Source organism: Kribbella sp. NPDC049174, assembly GCF_043197365.1.
Taxonomy (GTDB): Bacteria; Actinomycetota; Actinomycetes; order Propionibacteriales; family Kribbellaceae; genus Kribbella.
In genome coordinates this window covers 1,173,259-1,189,991 of sequence record NZ_JBICSZ010000001.1, presented here as the reverse complement: position 1 = coordinate 1,189,991, position 16,733 = coordinate 1,173,259, and the positions used below count along the sequence as shown (strand labels likewise).

The following is a 16,733-nucleotide window of genomic DNA, read 5'->3' as shown; positions in this document are numbered from 1 at the left end:
CTGATGACGAGGACTCACCCCTGGTACACCGCCGACGGCTACGAGGTTCCCCGCGCCAGCTGGACGGCACGGTCCTTGTCGGTGACCCCCTCCAGCCGGAAGGTGACACCGAACTGCACCCAGACCAGTGTCGGCCCCGCCACGCGTACGCGGCGCTCTAGTCCGGCAGGGTCCTCCAGCACGAGCTCATGCGGTGTGTCGAACCAGTAGCCGTTGACCTCCGGTACGCGCTGCAGGGTCTGGTAGTACTTCTTGACGTAGAGCGGCGACACGTCGGCCCGGAACTGCTCCAGCCGTACGCCGTCCCACCCGATCGCCACGAACCCCGGCGACGCCTCAACACCCTTGGGCGCACCGAGCTCACTAGGCAGAGCCGGCTTGAACCCAGCGACCCGCTCCGCCTCCTCCAACGACAGCTGACCGGTCACAGCAGGTGGTGCGGTCGGAGCACTGGTCGGCCCACTCCCGACAGGTTGGGCCCGCACTCCCCCGATGTTGAGCCACTCCGCCACCGTGGCACGGACCGGCGGTGTCGCCACCGCACCCGCGAGCAGCACCAGGAACAGTGCCAGGAAGGTCCGCCACCGGTCGCGTAGGGAGCGCCGTACAGGCAGGTCAGCGACCCGGGTCAGCACTGCAGCCGTCAGGCCCTCGTCGACAGGAGGTACGACGGCAGAACGCCCGAGAGCCCGTAGCTCGTCGTCCAAGCTCATCGCTGCACCTCCTTGTCAGGTAGCGAATCCCGTAGACGTCCCAGTGCACGGTGCAGGCGGGACTTGACCGTCCCGCGCGGCCAGCCGAGCACCACGGCTGTCTCCTGCTCGTCCAGGTCCAACAGGTAGCGGCAGGTCACCACGAGCCGGAAATTCTCCGGCAACGACCGCACAGCCACGAGCAGCTCCTGCCGCCGCTCCAGCGACACAGCGTGCTCGGCAGGATCCAGTACGACGTCAAGCGGCGCCGCCAGCTCCTCACGGTGGGAGCGGCGGCTGCGCGACCGCAGTACGTTCCGCGTCTCGTTGGCCACGATCCGCAGCAGCCAGGGCCGGAAGGCCGATCCGGTCCGGAAGCTCCCGAGCGCCCGGTACGCCTTCACGAACGACTCCTGCACCACGTCGTCCGCGTCCGCGCCGGCCCCGAGGAAGACCGCTGTACGCTTCGCCACCTGGGCGTGCAGCACCACCAGCTCGCCGTACGCGGCAGAATCCCCACCCCGCACCCGAGCCACAACCGCAGCCTCATCCGCCTGGCTGATCACGCCTCCATCCGCACCGCACGCAGCACCGCCGCCCTCGAGCCGCCCCACCCGCGAGGCGGCCCCCAAACCAGCCCGCCGAGTGAAGCGAGGCGGTTTCTTGTCATTGTCTCTACACCGCAGGTCGACTGACGGTTCCGTGACATAGGGTCGATTTCGTGCCACAAGTCGACGCGAGCTTCCTCGCCCTTCCCCGTCATGAGCTTGCCGAGGCCGCCCTGCAGCGGGCCAAGGACCTCGGCGCCACCTTCGCCGAGTTCCGGCTGGAGCGGATCCGGTCGGAGTCCATCGCGCTGCGCGACAGCCAGCTGGAGAGCGCCAAGGACGACGAGGACCTCGGCCTCGCGGTCCGGGTCATCCACGACGGCACCTGGGGTTTCGCCGCCGGCGTCGCGCTGACCAAGGACGAGGCCGTCCAGGTCGCCGAGCAGGCAGTGAACATGGCCCAGGTGTCGCGGCCGATCAACGCCGAGACGATCGAGCTCGCCGACGAGCCCGTCTACACCGACGTCAGCTGGGTCTCGTCGTACGAGATCGACCCGTTCACGCTGCCGCGGGCCGAGAAGGTCGCGCTGCTGACCGACTACAGCGACCGGCTGCTGCAGGCCGAGGGCGTCGCGCACGTGAGCGTCCACGTCGCCTCGGTCCACGAGTGCAAGTACTACGCGAACTCCGCGGGCACGTCGTACACCCAGCAGCGGGTCCGGATCGGGCCGCGGATCACCGCATTCGCGGTCGACGCCGAGACCGGTCGGTTCGACTCGATGAGCACCTGCGCACCGCCGGCCGGGCGCGGCTGGGAGTACCTGACCGGCACCGGCTGGAACTGGGACGAGGAACTGGCCCAGATCCCCGGCTGGCTGGCCGAGAAGATGGCTGCCCCGACCGTCGAGGCCGGCACGTACGACGTCGTGATCGACCCGACCAACCTCTGGCTGACCATCCACGAGTCGATCGGCCACGCCACCGAGCTCGACCGCGCACTCGGCTACGAGGCCAACTACGCCGGCACCAGCTTCGCCACCACCGACAAGCTCGGCACGCTGAAGTACGGCTCGCCGATCATGCACGTCACCGGCGACCGCACCGCCGAGCACGGCCTGTCCACCGTCGGGTACGACGACGAGGGTGTGGCCGGTCAGCAGTGGGACCTGGTCAAGGACGGCATCCTGGTCGGCTACCAGGTCGACCGCCGGATGGCCAAGGTCAACGAGGACCTCCTGGGTACGCCGCGCTCCAACGGCTGTGCGTACGCCGACTCGTCCGGTCACATCCCGATCCAGCGGATGGCGAACGTGTCGCTGCAGCCGGCCGCCGACGGTCCGTCCACCGACGAGCTGATCTCCAGGGTGAAGAACGGCATCTACATCGTCGGCGACAAGTCCTGGTCGATCGACATGCAGCGGTACAACTTCCAGTTCACCGGTCAGCGGTTCTACAAGATCACCGACGGCAAGCTGGATGGCCAGGTCCGCGACGTCGCCTATCAGGCGACCACCACCGACTTCTGGGGCTCGATGGAGGCCGTCGGCGGACCGCAGACGTATGTCCTTGGCGGCGCGCTCAACTGCGGCAAGGCGCAGCCCGGGCAGTCCGGTGCCGTCAGCCACGGCTGCCCGTCCGCCCTGTTCCGCCGCGTCCGCATTCTCAACACCACGCAGGAGGCCGGCCGGTGACGACCGCCATTCAGCTCACCCCGCAGGACACCATCGAGCGGGGTCTCACCCTGGCCGCGGCCGAGGGTGCCGACGGCTGTGTCGTCATCGTCGCCGAGACCTCCAGCACCAACCTGCGCTGGGCCAACAACACCCTGACCACCAACGGCGCGATGCGCGGCTCCAGCGTGACCGTGATCGCGACGGTCGGAGCCGGCGAGGGTACGGCGGCCGGGGTGGTCGGCCGCTCCTCGGTGACCGACACGTCGTTGCGCGAGATCGTGTCGGCCGCTGTGGCGACGGCACGAGCGTCGAGCCCGGCCGAGGACGCCCGCCCGCTGATCGACGGCGCGGCCGGCGCCGACTGGGACGCGGAACCCGAGGAGACCTCGGTCAGCGTCTACGAGAAGTTCGCGCCCGCACTCGGCGAGACGCTCAAGCGGGCCGGCCACGAGAAGCGCTGGCTCTACGGCTTCGCCGACCACCAGGTCATCACTCTGTACGTCGGTTCGTCCACCGGACTGCGGATGCGCCAGGCACTCCCCCGCGGGTTCGTCACCGCGACCGGCAAATCCGGTGATCTGAGCCAGTCCGCGTGGGTCGGCGCAGCCACCCGCGACTTCTCCGACATCGACGCACACGCGGTCGACGCCGAGCTGACCCGTCGGCTCGGCTGGGCGAGCCGGACCGTCTCTGTCGAAGCCGGCCGGCACGCCACCGTGTTGCCACCGGCTGCCGTTGCGGACCTCACGACGTACCTCTTCTGGTGCCTTGACGGGCGGGAGGCGTTCGAGGGGCGCAGCGTTTTCGCCAAACCGTCAGGTGGAACGCGCGTCGGCGACGAGCTGACGTCGCAGCCGGTCAACCTGCGCTCGGATCCGCAGCTGCCCGGGCTGGAGACGTTCCCGTTCGCGGTGGCGCGGTCGTCCGGCGGTTCGTCGAGCGTGTTCGACAACGGGCTCACGCTGACCGCGACGGACTGGATCCGTGGCGGCAGGCTCGAGGCGCTGATGACGAGCCGGCACACCGCCGACCTGATCGGCGCCTCGTCCGCCACGCCGGATATCGACAACTACGTCCTGTCGGTCGACGGCGCGACCGGGACGACCGACGACCTGGTCGCGGGGCTCGACAACGGGCTGCTGCTGACCTGCCTGTGGTACATCCGGATGGTCGACCCGCAGACGCTGCTGCTCACCGGGCTCACCCGGGACGGCGTGTACCTGGTCGAGAACGGCGAGGTGACCGGTGCCGTGAACAACTTCCGGTTCAACGAGAGCCCGGTCGACCTGCTGGCCCGCTTCACCGCGGCCGGCGCGACGGTGCCGTCGTTCTCGCGCGAGTGGGGTGACGACTTCTCCCGGACCGCGACGCCGCCGCTGCTCGTCCCGGACTTCAACATGTCGAGTGTCAGCCAGGCCAGCTGACCTTTATCCACAGGGCCACATCTTTATCCACAGGCCCACATTCCGCAGGATTTCCACCGGGCAGCGAAACGCCCCGCGAACCGGCGTTGTTCTCGCCAGGTTCGCGGGGCGTTGAGCTTCGGGCAGATCAGACCGTCGGGTAACCCGGCTCGGCAGGACCCGCACCCGGCTGGCCGAAGCGCTCGGCGGCCTTCGGGTCCGGACCGTACTGGTTGTCACCGGCCGTGCCCTCCTGGGCGGCCAGCACGATGAACCAGATGAAACCGACACACGGGATCAGGTTGATCAGGATCCACCAGCCGCTGCGGTTCGTGTCGTGCATGCGCCGGATGCCGACCGCGATCGACGGCACCAGTACAGCCAGGCTGTAGATGGTCGACAGCCAGCCGGACGAGCTGGCGCCCGAGCCGTAGTCCAGGCCGAGGATCCGGTCCAGGATGCTCAGGATGATCGAGATGATCACGTTGAAGAGTACGAACATCCAGTACTCTTTGCGCCGGGCCCGCCCACTGAACACGGCGTACTTCTTGAGGACGTCGATGTACCACTGCATTGCTGTTTCTCCGATGGTCGAAAGTGAGACGCGGACTGAGCCTGTCGGAACCGGTCGGGTTCGTCAATGCAACTATTCGCTTTGGTGACCACACCGCAATCTGCCGCGCCGCAGCTAGAGTGAACTTCACCTTTTCGGAATCGAGGCGGGCTAGAGCCGGCTTCAGCTTTCCGGCGGAATCAGCTTGCAGGGTTGGGTTTCGCGAGTGCGACCCGCCAGAGCCGGCGCGGACCTTCCTGGTACGGCGTCGTGTCGTCTACGCGCCAGCGGTCGGCCAGTTCGTGGACCAGCGCTTCGTCGAAGAACCGGCCGGCGAAACCGTCGTGTACCGACAGTCCGTCGTCCAGTTCCTGCCAGTGACCGGAACACGGATCGTCGGCCGACCACACGGCGTACACGAACAGACCGCCGGGCCGCAGGACGCGATGGATCTCACCGACCAGTGACCGCAGTTCGGCGCGGGAGAAGGCCATGTTGAGCAGGATGTTCGCGAACACCGCGTTGACGGTCGCGTCGGCCGGCGGCAGCGGATCACGGACGTCGTGCAGCGCCGCGGTGACGCGGTCGTCGAGTCCTTCGCGCTGCGCTTCCCGCCGCAACTGGTCGAGCGCGGACTCGCTGAAATCGGTGGCGTGCACGCTGAACCCCTGCTGTGCCAGGAAGAACGCGTCGCGACCCTGCCCGGCGCCGAGCTCGAGCACGTCATCGATGCCTGCGGCACCGAATGCCTCGGCCGCCCAGCGCGCCGCCGCGGACGGCTCCGTCCCGTGCAGGTGCGGCTGCTGCTGGTACGCGGTCTGCCAACGTTCCTGCTGAGCCCTCGCGAGCTCGACATGCCCAGTGTTCATGTTGCTCCCCGTGTTCGTCACGCCGGTCTGGACGACCGGCAGACCGCAGCAGCCTACGGCACGAATTGAGTAGACGTACTCACGCGGCTGCCCGTTCCGCGGCGAGAGAGTGAGGTGAGACTCAGGAGGAATGCCATGAACGCGCATGTCACTGCCCCCTTGCAGTGCCCGGTCTGTCACACCCTGCTACACCTCTCGGTGGAAGCCGCCCCGCAACCCGTGCAGCCGCCTCCGCTGCCGTTCCCACCGCCCGCGCCGGCCTATCCGCCTCCTCCTCCGCGCGGCATCCCTGCCTCCACGCCGCTCTATCCACCGGCTAGCGTCCCCGCGCCACCTAGCGTTCCCGCGGAACCGCGGCCTGTTCGCCGGCCCGCTGCGAGCTTCCAGCCCCTGCCGCCACCGCCTCAGCCGGTACGGCGTCCCGAACCGCCGCGCCGTCGCCTGAGTCCGCAGGCCACGCTGCTCAGCCTCGGCGTACTCCTCCTGCTCGCGGCCGGCGTCACCTTCCTCGCGGTCAACTGGGACAACCTCCCCGTCGCCGCACAGGCCGGCATCATCGGCCTGCTCGCTGCCCTGGCCTTCGCCGGTTCGATCCCCGCCAGCCGTAGCTCGCTGGCCGCATCGGCCGAAGCCCTCGCCATCCTCGGCTGCGGTCTGCTCACCGTCGACCTGTACGGCGCCCGCGCCCTGGGACTCATCTCGAAGGACGCTGTCGACGGCGTCACCTACAGCGCGATCGTCTTCGGGACCGTTGCCCTGATCAACCTCCTGATGACCCGGCTGGCGCCGACGGTGGTCACGTACGGCGTCACCACCGTCATCGCGGGCCAACTGCCGCTGCCGCTGGTCCTGGTCGACCGGGTCAGCCTGCCTTGGCTGCTCGCCGCGCTGCTCGTGCAGGTCGTCGTCACCCTCGTCCTGTCCGAGCTGGGTACGGCGATCGTCCGTCGTACCGGCGCCGTCACCTCGGCCGTCGTGTTCTGCGGCATCCTCGTCACCGGCATGCTGCGGACCTTCGAGGGTCTGCTGACCAAGTACTCCTTCGACTACCGCAACTTCACCCTGACGACGTTCACCGATGCCGACCTCAGGACAGTGATCGCCACCACCGCGGTCGTCTGCGTCGCCGCGGTTACCGGCATCCTGATCCTGCGGAAGCGTCCGCTCCCCGCCTCGATCACCCAGGGACTCGGCGAAGGCGTCTGCGCGGCGGCCGCCGGCTTCGTGGTCGCCACCTGCCTTCCGCAGCTCCCCGGTCCCGGCCGCTGGTTGACCACCGGCCTCGCCACGGTCCTCGCGATCGCGGTCATCCTGCGCGGCCGCCGTACCGGAATGGTTTCCGTGATCCTGCACACCGCCGTGATCACCGTTGCCTCGGTCAACCTTCTGTTCTGCCTGTGGACAGGGGACGTACGGCAACTCGGCTTCATCGCCGGGATCGTCGCCGTCCTCGCCGTCTTCGCCGCGCTGCGCAAGGTGGTCGACGCCGAGCCCGCCGCCGGACTCGCCAGCCTCAGCGCGCAGTTCGCCGTCGTGCTGTTCACCATGGACGACTTCATCGGCCTGTGGGCGGGCGCGGTCAGCCTCGCCGTGATCGGCGCCTGCGGGGTCGGCCTGGCCGGCCGGTACGTCGGCCGGCCGCTGGAGCGGGTGCTGATGTACTCCGCGGCGAGCGCCGTCGTTGTCGCCGAGATCGTCGCGTCGATGGTGTCCGCGGACGCCGGCACCGGTGTCGTCCTCACCATCGCCGCCGCACCGCTGATTGCCTACGGCATGAACCCGGCCCGCCGCTACGCATTGCTGGTCGCCGGGCTGCTGCTGATCATCGCGAACACCGCGTTCGTGCTGGCCGCGGGCGGTACGACGATCGAGTGGTTCACGGTGCCGCCGGCGATCGTGATGGTCGCGATCGGAATCCTGGCCTGGCGCGACCAGCCGAGCTGGGTCTACCTCGGCCCGGGCCTGCTGATCGGACTGGTGCCCTCGGCATTGATTGCTGATGGCAACGACAATTGGATCCGGGTGACGTGTGTGGTGGCCGCCGCGCTGGTGGTGATCGTGATCGGCGCCCAGCTCGGGCTCCAGGCACCCTTCGTGATCGGCGCCGCCGTACTGGCGAAGATCGGCATCTGGCAGTTCATCGAGGTCGCACCACTGATCCCGCGCTGGATCACCCTCGGTACCGCCGGCGCCGTTCTGCTCGCCGTCGGAGCGACGTACGAACGCCGCCTCTCCCAAGCCAAACAAGCCGCCCGCTGGCTGTCGGCGTTGCGGTGACGCGCGCGGCCGGTTTCCCCCGTGGCCCCGTCATCCGCATACTTGGTTCGAGGAGAATCGCGACCCGGGGGCCGGATGACGAACCGCAGCGACAAGCAGACGGCGGATGTGCTGCTGCTTGCCAGCGTGCTCGAGAAGCTGCGGACCCATGACGGCCTGACCATCGCCCGGCTGCACGCCAACCGGACCGGGATCGCGGCGCCGTTGATGGACCTGGCCGCGACCCGCCGGTTCGCCACCGTCCACGAGCTCGACCTCGCCTCGGCCGCCTTCGACCTGGTCGCCAACTGCGTTCGCGACGACCTGCACGGCACCCAGCAGATCGTCGCGGACGCGATCCTCGCGCTCGGCTTGCACACCGACACCCACGCCCACGCCGGCATCGACGTCCGCATCACGCGTTCGCTCTACAGCACTTCCCTCGGCCGTCGCCGGGAGACCCTGCTCAACCACTGGCACCGCCTGCACCAGGCAGTCGGCAATCAGCCGGCCGAGGCCCCCAGCGATCGAGCTCTCCGCGGCACAACCGAGCCTGCCGTACTCCGCGAGCTCGCCAACCAACTCATCCGCCGCGACATCTACTCGGTCGGCTCCAAGACCGTAACCATGATGGACGCAGCCCCGGCCGCTGACGCGATCCCGGCCGGGCGGGTGATCGTGGTCGGCGGTGCGGTGATGGACGCGACCTGGCGGATCAAGAACCTGCCGGCGCCCGAGACCTCGACCGAGGCCTACGGCTTCGACCTGTCCCCCGGCGGCAAGGCGGTGACCCAGGCGGTCGCGGCGGCCCGGCTCGGGCTGAAGACGTCGCTGATCGCCGCGGTCACCGACGACCGGTTCGGCGACGAGATCGTCCAGTATCTGCAGGACGAGGGCATCGACACGTCCCTGGTCAAGCGCTTGCATGGCCGCCGGACGCCCTTCACCGGGGTGTTCGAGAAGGAGCTCGGCGACAGCATCGCCGTCGTCTGGCGGAACCAGAACGACGTCTACCTGTCGCCGGAGGACATGGACGAGCGGCAGGAACAGCTGGCCGGGTGCGACGCGTTGCTGATGACGTTCGAGGTGCCCCGGGAGACGATGCAGCGGACCCTCGCGGTGGCACACCGGGACCCGGACAACCGCCCGCTGGTGATCGTCACTCCAGGTCAGCCCTACGTCGACGAACGCATCTCACCCGACACGTTCGGACGGATCGACTATCTCGTCGCGCACCCGTGGGAGCTGGGGAGCTTCGCCTCACAGGGCCACGGGCCGTTCGACCCGGACCCGGTCGCGCGGAATCTGCTCGCCTTCGGTGTCGAGACGCTGTGCATGCTGGTCAACGGCGGCTGCACGGTCTACTCCGGGCCGGCGCACGACGTCATCAGCGTGCCGACGATCCCCTCGATCTACAAGGAGTCGTCGGCGGCCCGGGACGCGTTCTGCGCGGCCCTCGCGGCCAAGCTCATCGAGAACGACCGCAAGTTCTCCGGCTCGGTCGCGCTCTGGGCCGCCGCGGCGATGTCTTGTGCCACCGCCGACTTCCCGCTGTCCAATTCGATGCCCGACCGCAAGCGCATCGACGCCCTCCTGGCCCGCTCCCCGTTCAGCGTGAACGGCGGCGGACTGGGCTGAGCAGCGGCTCAGCGGCGGAGGCGGCGCTGGTCGACCAGGGGGACAGCCTCGGTCTCGCCGCGGATCCGGCAACAGTAGATGACGGAGTCGAGCAGCTTGGCCCGGCTCTGCTCGAACCGGCCGTGCGGGTACGCCGCACGCAACTCGGTCAGGTTGGCGCCGCCGAAACGGGTCCGGAGCTGGCGCGGGCTGGCGTAGACGCCGTCGACGTACAGATACGGCCGCGGCTCGATCGACATCCATTGCTGCCAGTTGGCCGCCCGGTAGCTCGCGCCGACGAATCCCAGATTCGGGTCGACGGCGGTGGTGAGCACCTGAACCGAAGGAATCTCGCGCCGGATCACCTGCCGCACTTTCGCCAGCAGAAAGGAGATCGCATTCGGCGGGGCCACGTCGAACGAATACACCCGGGACACGTCCCAGGCCGCGCCGAGCGGCACCCCGAACTGGGCCTGCAATTGCCGGCCGACCTTCCGCCATTCCAGCGACGAAACGCTGCACAGCGTCACCGGGAGCTTGTTCACCGGGTCCACCAGGGCGAAGACCATCGACCCGGCGCGGGCGCTGCGCAGGTAATGCAGCCGGCTGAAGATCTGATCCGCATCGGCATTCCCGAGCCGCACGAAACGCAGGTCGGCCAAGTCGAACTTGTCCTGCGGAATGAGTTTCTCGATACTCCGCTGATCGTGTGCCAACCGGCCGCCGTTGCGATTCAGCTCGGCGATCACCTGATTCCGTCCGACGGTGCCGTTCGGGCGGGCCAGCCGGGGCAGATGCAGCAGCGTGCGGACACTCAGGGCACGGTGCGGGACACCGTGCCGGCGCACGGCATCGGCCAGCAGGCCGGCGAACTCCGGAGCGTGCCGTCGGCAATCATCGAGCGAGAACCGGGGTGCCGGGGAGGTTGCGGTTGCTGGAACGGGGGGCGGCGGGACGACCGCGGAAGCCGCCGGGCCGGCGGCGCTGATCACCACGCGAGCATGCTAACCGACCGTTGCCTCGTCATCGCAACTTCCCAACCCGACGAGTTTTGGCGGCGTGTTGCGGGTGGTGCTGCCATTTGGCAGCCCGGGATTGCCAACTGGCGCGGAATGATACGCCGAAAGGCCGCGGCGTACCGCCAGGCGCCGCCAAAGCTGCACCCACCACCCCGGACCCGACTGCCAAAATCATGTCCGGACATAGAAGTGGGTGCCAAATTATCTGGATTGACAACCGATTGTCGTGGCGTTCACTGAAAGCGTAACCAGTAACACCGGACCGCCGACTCACTCTAACCCAGGAGCGGCGAAAGACAAGCAACCAAGGGAAGTGAACCGAAGGAAAAGAGGAAACGCCATGCCTCCCAACGAATTCGTCGCGACCATCGTCGTGCTGGCCAGTGCGATACTCCTGATCTCCTTCTGGAAACAGATTCTGTTCATTCTGCTCTTCGGAGTGGTCATGGTCTTCTGCTTCGGCCTCTACAACGTTGCCACCGCGATGGGACGCTGATCACCGCCGCTTCCGCGGCACCGCTCGACACCCGCCCGGGACTCCCCGGGCGGGTATTTTTTCGTAGGCTCACAGTCGTGAGTGACTCCGCCGCGGATCTCAGCCTGACCGAGGTGCTCCAATTACTGGGGCAACGCAAACTCTCCGCGCGCGAACTCGTCGAGGACTGCCTGCGCCGGATCGACCTGGCCGAACCCGCGATCCGCGCCTTCGTCACCCGCACTCCTGATCTCGCCCTCGAGGCCGCGGACCGCGCCGACCAGGCCCGCGCCGGAGGTGAGCCGGTCGGCCCGCTGGCCGGCGTGCCGGTCGCGGTGAAGGACGTGTTCCTCACCAAGGGCGTGCTCACCACCGCGGGCAGCCAGGTCCTCGCCACCTACGTCCCGGCCGAGGACGCGGCCGTGTGGGAGCGGCTCGCGGCGGCCGGTGCGGGGATGCTCGGCAAGACCACCACCCACGAGTTCGCCTACGGTACGGCGTCCACTCCGACGGCCAACCCTTGGGACATCCGTCGTACCCCAGGAGGATCGTCCGGCGGATCGGCCGCCGCACTCGCGGGTCGGATGGTCCCGATCGCCACCGGGACCGACACCGGCGGCTCGCTCCGCATCCCGGCCGCCGCCTGCGGCGTCTCCACCCTGCGCAGCGCCCGCGGCCGCATCTCCCGGTACGGCGTCATCCCACTGAGCCCCTCGTTCGACGTCGCCGGACCGATGGCCCGCCGGATGCTCGACATCTCGATCCTGATGCGCGTCCTGGCCGGCCACGACCCCCGCGACCCGGCCACGCTGGACGAACCGTGCCCGGCGTACCCCCTCGAGCCGCCCCGCGACCTCACCGGGACCCGCATCGGCCTGCCGATCGCGATGTCCTGGGAACACGTCGACGAACGCATCGCGGTGGTCTGCCGCGAAGCGCTCGACCTTCTGGTCAGCCGCGGCGCCGAACTGGTCGAGATCGAGAACCCACCGAACGCCAAGGTCGTCCTGGAGAAGTCCACCGGCGTCTTCGACACGATCAACGAAAGCGAAGCCCACCAGATCCACGACGCCCTCGTCCTCCACAGCCACCTCTACACCCCGCAGGTCCGCGAACGCGTCCGCAAAGGCGAACGCATCAGCCGCCAGCGCTACGACGAGGCCCTCCGCCTCCGCGACCACTGGACCCGCGACTGGCGCCAACTCATGCTGTCGCACCAACTCGACGCGATAGCCCACCCCACCATCGACGCCGCTCCCCCGCTGATCGACCACTCCCGACCCCCCAAAGGCCCCCGCATCCGCTTGTCCGTCCCGTGGTCCATCGCCGACTTCCCCGCCCTGAGCGTCCCAGCCGGCGTCGACGACCGAGGCCTGCCCGTCGGCCTCTCCCTGGCCACCCTCCCCGAACGCGAAGCCGACCTAGTCGCTCTCGCCATCGTCATCGACGAGGACCTCCAACTCTGGCGCCACGGCCCCCCAACCTCTACTTCGGTGAGCTGAGCACGGCGCTGCTGAGTGCCAGCAGGCCGGCGCCGGCCAGGGCAGCCACTATTCGAAGGGCCAGCGGGGATGCCTCCCCGACCATCGCCGGCAACGCCACCAGGACCGCTCCCGCGCTTGCGGCGATCCACCGCCAGAACATCCTCGACCGCGATCGCTTCACGACCAGGGGCAGCTCGACATGAGCCGGCACTGTCTCCGCTGCCGCCTTCTCACTTGCCAAGCTGATTGTCACCTGTGCGAAGGTGTCGAAGTTCTGCGCCGCCAGAAACTGCCAGAACTCGACCGAGTCGTACTTGTGTCCGACGTGGTAGACCTCGCGCGACGCCGCCCGTAGGTTGGTGCCGTCAGGCGGACAGGTCAGCTTGAAATCCGCGTCAGGCGCGTACTGGCCGCCCCAGAAGTTCGTAACGATCCGCAGTGGCTGACCGTCGTCCACCTCGAGCCGACCGTCCTTGTCGAAGCGAAGTTTCTTGCCTTGCCGGGTCTCGACCGGGGCGACGCGCAGGAAGTACGACTTCTCGAACGTGGGATGGAGGGCCAGCCGCCGTGCCGCGGCGAGCCATCCCTCAGGAATGTGGTCGGTGACGCCCGCCGGAATCTGCGGGACGGTCGACGTGACGGGATAGAACCCGCCGTTCTTGTCCGCCGCCAACTGGTTGATCGTGTCCCGGCTCTTCGCGACGAGTCCGGGCAGCGACTCCGGGTACTCCGTCAGATCCGGGTATCCGCCGACCCGCAGCTTGAAGATGATCATGTCTGCGATGTGCTCGACCTTCGCGACGGTGGCACTGCGGATCGGCAACACGAACGGTCCGTCGGTACTGGCAAAGCCGACGACAACTGGCATGCCGTCGGCCTGCTGATTCGTCACCGTACCCCGCAAGGCCGGCATGACGAACTTCTCGAGATAGCGGAACTGGACGACCGCACCAACTGGCGCGGCCAGCGCGGTTTGGATGTCCTCGACATACTGCCTGCGCTGATTGGATGAGAGAAGCAACAGACTGGTCATCGATCCCCCTCCCGGCGAACTGGAGTTCTACCCAGGAATGACCGGACTCATACGCACAGCAGGCGGTCGAGGTCTACTTGGGGGTCTGCGGCGATGTCGATTTGGCGGTGTGCAGCGGGTTGGGGATGGTGCCGGTGGAAGGGATGGGTGGGCGGGTGTCCAGGTCGGTGTAGCCCAATGTCAGGCGGTAGGTGTTTAGGGGGTAGCGGGTGAAGGTTTTGGCTAGGAAGGCGGTGGATGCCAGGCGGTCGGCGTACTCCGGGTGTTGGTTGGCGTAGAGCTCGAACTCGCCTCGGGTTAGGCCCCAGAAGTCGTCGGGGGTGAGGAGGTCGGAGTCTTCCAGGAGGTTGGACAGTGGGTTCAGGACTCCTAGGAGGAGGGCGTCTACCAGGTACTGGCGGAGGATGGGCCAGGGTTTTCTGGGGAGGACTCGGGTGTGGGAGTCGGGTTCGGGGCCTCGGGCAAGGATGGGGTCGGTGGAGATGTTCATGTCGTCGACGAGGTCTTTGATGACTATGCGGGCGGGGAGGCCTTCGGGGCCGCAGATGACGGCTAGGTTCTCGCCGTGGGGGTTGACCGTGATGCCGTAGTGGTGCATCAGGTGCAGGAGCGGGCGGAGTAGAGCGGACAGCAGGTGTGAGACCCACTCGCGAGGTGTGGCGCCGGACTTCTCGATGAGGGTCTGGACGAGCGGGCCGTCGGGGGTGGTGTGCAGTACGGCGGCCAGAGCCCAAGCGGACTCGTTCGGGAGGAGGCGCGGGTCGAGCGGGTCGCGCCAGATGCAGCCGAGCGTTTCGGTCCACTGATACGGGACGCCGGGAGCGGTGGAGAGTTGCGGATGCCGAACCGTGACGGACGCGACTTCACCGAGCAGTTCGGTGCCGAGCCGGCTGAGCACCTCGTCGCGGTGCCAGAGTCCGCGCAGCCACTGGGTGATCATCGGCGCCGCCAGCGTGCAGTGCTCGGGGATGCCGCGATAGACCGAGGTGTTCAGGATCTTCAGGGGGAGTTTTGCTTGGTGGCGCGTGGGGTCGGAGATGTTGACCATGGTGCGGATGGACTGGGTGGGGAGGTAGTCATCGGGGCTCTCGCCCAGTACGACGATTTCGCCCGTGGCCAACTCTCGGGCCCAGTGGGTGCGGATGACGTGGTCGAGTTGCCAGGGGTGGCATGGGAGCCAGACGTAGGTGTCGGGATCGTCGAGCCGGGAGCGGAAGGCCTCGATGGTTGCGGGGGCGAGTTCGCGGGCGATGACCGCGTGTTCCGATAGGTCTGGGGTGCCGCGGAACTCTGCGAGCCCTCGTCGTACGGCGAGCCACACCAGACGCAGCGGGGTACGAGCCTCTGGCGCATAGCGCAAGCTGTCCTCGGCCGAGAACCCCAGCCGCCCTTTGTTGGCCACCAGCAACGGATGCCCGGTCAGATGCCCTTCCAGCCGACTGTGGTGCAGGTCCAGCAGCTCTGAAGCCGCCACTGCAGTTGAAGCCATCCGTACGTCGGCCGCCAGCGTGCTCGTCAGTTCGGCGACGTACCCGGCCACCGTCGACCCGTCCAGCCCTAGTACCTCGGCCGCCTCGACGAAGAACTGGATCGGGTCGGTCGCGACCTCGCTCTCGTCGTTGCCGAGGATCCCGGCAGTCGTACGGCGTACCGAGTCCGGAGCCACCCGCCAACTGCCAAAAGCACCACGGGTTGCTTCAAACGTGTAGGAGACGTCGCCGAGGTCGAGACGGTTGTCGACCGGCTGCAGGAGGTTCTCCGTGCAGAACTGGGAGATCAGCTTCGCCAGCAGCTCTGACGAGCAACGAGTCCAGTCACTCATCCGGGGATGGCGAAGCTCGTGAACGCGGTGGACTTGGGCAGGCGGAACACCTCGCGGCCGGCGACCGCGTTCAGGATCGTGGCGTTGCGGATGGCCCCGATCCCGAGGTCCGGTGCCGCGACACCATGACTATGCAGGTCTGCGTTCGAGACGAACAGCCTGCCGGTCAGGGTGTCGTCGGTCTCGACACTGTGGTCCCGGTTGATCACCCAGCGGCCGGCGGCGTCTCGTCGTACGCGATCCTCCAGCGCGGTCAGGAAGGGCAGTGGACGGTTGCGGTAGCCAGTGGCCGCTACCACCGCGTCGCAGAAGTGCTGGAAGTTCTTGCCGCTGTCCGCGTGGTGCAGCGTCAGCTCGATGCCGTCCGCACGAGCCACAGCAGACACCACGGCCACACCGCACTGCAGCTCCACCGGCGCGACTGAAGCGGCACCGAGGTCACGCTGGTAGAGCACGTCGTGGATGTCGTCCAACGTGTCCGACGAGATGCCCTTGTAATGCCGCCACTGCTCCTTGACCAGCTTATCCCGCGCCGACTCGTCCAGTGCGTGGAAGTAGTCGACGTACGACGGCGTCGTCATCTCCAGCACCAGCTTCGAGTAGTCCAGCGGCGCGAACGACGGCGTACGCGTCAGCCAGGACACAGCAGGTCCACCTTCGGCGTTGGCGCGCAGCAGGTCGAGTGCGCACTCCGCACCCGACTGACCCGAGCCGACGACAGTCACTCGTCCTGCGCGCAGGAGGTCGTCCCGCCGGAACAGGTAGTCGGCAGAGTGCAGGAAACGCTCCTCCGGCAGTCCGGCGAGTGCAGCCGGTACGGCGGGCTCGGTGCCGACGCCAACGACCAGATGGCGTGCTGCAAAGGTCTCAATGGCCTCACCCCGCTCCACGGTCAGCTCGAACACCGAGCCGTCCCAGGACACGTCCCTGACGTGGTGACCGAAGTGCAACGAGTCCAGCTGCGCCGCACACCAGCGCAAATAGGCCTCGTACTCACGCCGGGTCGGGTGGAACTTCTCCCGTACGTAGAACTGGTACAGCCGGTCGTTGTCACGCAGGTACGACAAGAACGACAGCTTGTGCGCCGGCTCGACCAGACTGACCAGGTCGGCCAGGAACGACACCTGCAGCATCGCGTCGTCGAACATCAGGCCGCGATGCCAGGTGAACTCCGGACGGCTGTCCAGCACCGCGATGCGTACGTCGTCCACGCCGTCGGCCAGCGCGGCCAGTCCGAGGTTGAACGGCCCGCAGCCGATCGCGATCACGTCATAAGGGGCGGTGCTCAT

General features: G+C 67.9%; 14 protein-coding genes. 6 read left to right on the top strand and 8 right to left on the bottom strand.

The window, feature by feature from the left end; translation table 11 throughout:
* Positions 1–38: 38 nt before the first annotated feature.
* Both ACGFIF_RS05460 and ACGFIF_RS05455 read right to left on the bottom strand, forming a co-directional pair.
* On the bottom strand, positions 39–713 hold the full coding sequence (locus ACGFIF_RS05460; RefSeq protein WP_393151729.1) for a hypothetical protein: 675 nt from the start codon (positions 711–713) through the stop codon (positions 39–41).
* Positions 710–1,228, bottom strand: coding sequence for an RNA polymerase sigma factor (locus ACGFIF_RS05455; protein WP_393151727.1), 519 nt, complete (start codon positions 1,226–1,228; stop codon positions 710–712). The genes ACGFIF_RS05460 and ACGFIF_RS05455 overlap by 4 nt, the downstream gene beginning before the upstream one ends.
* Positions 1,229–1,413: 185 nt before the next feature.
* Between ACGFIF_RS05455 and ACGFIF_RS05450 the strand changes: the two genes are divergently transcribed.
* A complete protein-coding gene (locus ACGFIF_RS05450) occupies positions 1,414–2,931 on the top strand; it encodes a TldD/PmbA family protein (protein ID WP_393151725.1) in 1,518 nt (505 codons plus the stop codon).
* Positions 2,928–4,337 carry a metallopeptidase TldD-related protein gene (locus ACGFIF_RS05445; RefSeq protein WP_393151723.1) on the top strand — a complete coding sequence of 470 codons (1,410 nt, stop codon included), beginning with the start codon at positions 2,928–2,930 and terminating at the stop codon, positions 4,335–4,337. Before ACGFIF_RS05450 ends, ACGFIF_RS05445 begins: the two co-directional genes overlap by 4 nt.
* Before the next feature lie 127 nt (positions 4,338–4,464).
* Here ACGFIF_RS05445 and ACGFIF_RS05440 read toward each other — a convergent pair whose 3' ends face one another.
* Positions 4,465–4,890 carry a DUF805 domain-containing protein gene (locus ACGFIF_RS05440; RefSeq protein WP_393151721.1) on the bottom strand — a complete coding sequence of 142 codons (426 nt, stop codon included), beginning with the start codon at positions 4,888–4,890 and terminating at the stop codon, positions 4,465–4,467.
* Positions 4,891–5,069: 179 nt separating this feature from the next.
* Positions 5,070–5,738: a class I SAM-dependent methyltransferase gene (locus ACGFIF_RS05435; RefSeq protein ID WP_393151719.1), complete on the bottom strand. Its 669-nt coding sequence runs from the start codon at positions 5,736–5,738 to the stop codon at positions 5,070–5,072.
* A 135-nt stretch (positions 5,739–5,873) separates the two neighbouring features.
* Between ACGFIF_RS05435 and ACGFIF_RS05430 the strand changes: the two genes are divergently transcribed.
* Positions 5,874–8,015, top strand: coding sequence for an SCO7613 C-terminal domain-containing membrane protein (locus ACGFIF_RS05430; RefSeq protein ID WP_393151717.1), 2,142 nt, complete (start codon positions 5,874–5,876; stop codon positions 8,013–8,015).
* Between the two features lie 75 nt (positions 8,016–8,090).
* A complete protein-coding gene (locus tag ACGFIF_RS05425) occupies positions 8,091–9,632 on the top strand; it encodes a carbohydrate kinase family protein (protein WP_393151715.1) in 1,542 nt (513 codons plus the stop codon).
* Positions 9,633–9,640: 8 nt separating this feature from the next.
* Here the strand turns inward: ACGFIF_RS05425 and ACGFIF_RS05420 are convergent, their stop codons facing one another.
* The gene (locus ACGFIF_RS05420) at positions 9,641–10,606 is read right to left on the bottom strand and encodes a hypothetical protein (protein WP_393151713.1); all 966 of its coding nucleotides are present in this window, start codon (positions 10,604–10,606) and stop codon (positions 9,641–9,643) included.
* A gap of 364 nt (positions 10,607–10,970) precedes the next feature.
* On the opposite strand from ACGFIF_RS05420, the gene ACGFIF_RS05415 reads away from it, so the two are divergent.
* Positions 10,971–11,126: a hypothetical protein gene (locus tag ACGFIF_RS05415; RefSeq protein ID WP_158290890.1), complete on the top strand. Its 156-nt coding sequence runs from the start codon at positions 10,971–10,973 to the stop codon at positions 11,124–11,126.
* 77 nt (positions 11,127–11,203) lie between these two features.
* The gene (locus ACGFIF_RS05410; protein ID WP_393151711.1) at positions 11,204–12,607 is read left to right on the top strand and encodes an amidase; all 1,404 of its coding nucleotides are present in this window, start codon (positions 11,204–11,206) and stop codon (positions 12,605–12,607) included.
* On the opposite strand, the gene ACGFIF_RS05405 is transcribed toward ACGFIF_RS05410, so the two are convergent.
* The 3 genes from ACGFIF_RS05405 to ACGFIF_RS05395 form a co-directional block, all read right to left on the bottom strand.
* A complete protein-coding gene (locus ACGFIF_RS05405) occupies positions 12,591–13,622 on the bottom strand; it encodes a hypothetical protein (protein ID WP_393151709.1) in 1,032 nt (343 codons plus the stop codon). The two genes, ACGFIF_RS05410 and ACGFIF_RS05405, sit on opposite strands and share 17 nt — an antisense overlap.
* A gap of 73 nt (positions 13,623–13,695) precedes the next feature.
* Positions 13,696–15,444 (bottom strand): IucA/IucC family protein, encoded by a 1,749-nt coding sequence (locus ACGFIF_RS05400; RefSeq protein WP_393151707.1) that lies wholly within the window; start codon positions 15,442–15,444, stop codon positions 13,696–13,698.
* Entirely contained in the window at positions 15,441–16,733 is a 1,293-nt protein-coding gene (locus ACGFIF_RS05395) for a lysine N(6)-hydroxylase/L-ornithine N(5)-oxygenase family protein (RefSeq protein WP_393151705.1), read from the bottom strand. Before ACGFIF_RS05395 ends, ACGFIF_RS05400 begins: the two co-directional genes overlap by 4 nt.

Excerpts from the sequence above, each read along its gene's own strand:
- ACGFIF_RS05460 (WP_393151729.1), bottom strand. The coding sequence starts at position 713 with ATGAGCTTGGACGACGAGCTACGGGCTCTCGGGCGTTCTGCCGTCGTA.
- ACGFIF_RS05440 (WP_393151721.1), bottom strand. The coding sequence starts at position 4,890 with ATGCAGTGGTACATCGACGTCCTCAAGAAGTACGCCGTGTTCAGTGGG.
- ACGFIF_RS05435 (WP_393151719.1), bottom strand. The coding sequence starts at position 5,738 with ATGAACACTGGGCATGTCGAGCTCGCGAGGGCTCAGCAGGAACGTTGG.
- ACGFIF_RS05430 (WP_393151717.1), top strand. The coding sequence starts at position 5,874 with ATGAACGCGCATGTCACTGCCCCCTTGCAGTGCCCGGTCTGTCACACC.
- ACGFIF_RS05425 (WP_393151715.1), top strand. The coding sequence starts at position 8,091 with ATGACGAACCGCAGCGACAAGCAGACGGCGGATGTGCTGCTGCTTGCC.
- ACGFIF_RS05415 (WP_158290890.1), top strand. The coding sequence starts at position 10,971 with ATGCCTCCCAACGAATTCGTCGCGACCATCGTCGTGCTGGCCAGTGCG.
- ACGFIF_RS05405 (WP_393151709.1), bottom strand. The coding sequence starts at position 13,622 with ATGACCAGTCTGTTGCTTCTCTCATCCAATCAGCGCAGGCAGTATGTC.
- ACGFIF_RS05400 (WP_393151707.1), bottom strand. The coding sequence starts at position 15,444 with ATGAGTGACTGGACTCGTTGCTCGTCAGAGCTGCTGGCGAAGCTGATC.
- ACGFIF_RS05395 (WP_393151705.1), bottom strand. The coding sequence starts at position 16,733 with ATGAGCACCGCCCCTTATGACGTGATCGCGATCGGCTGCGGGCCGTTC.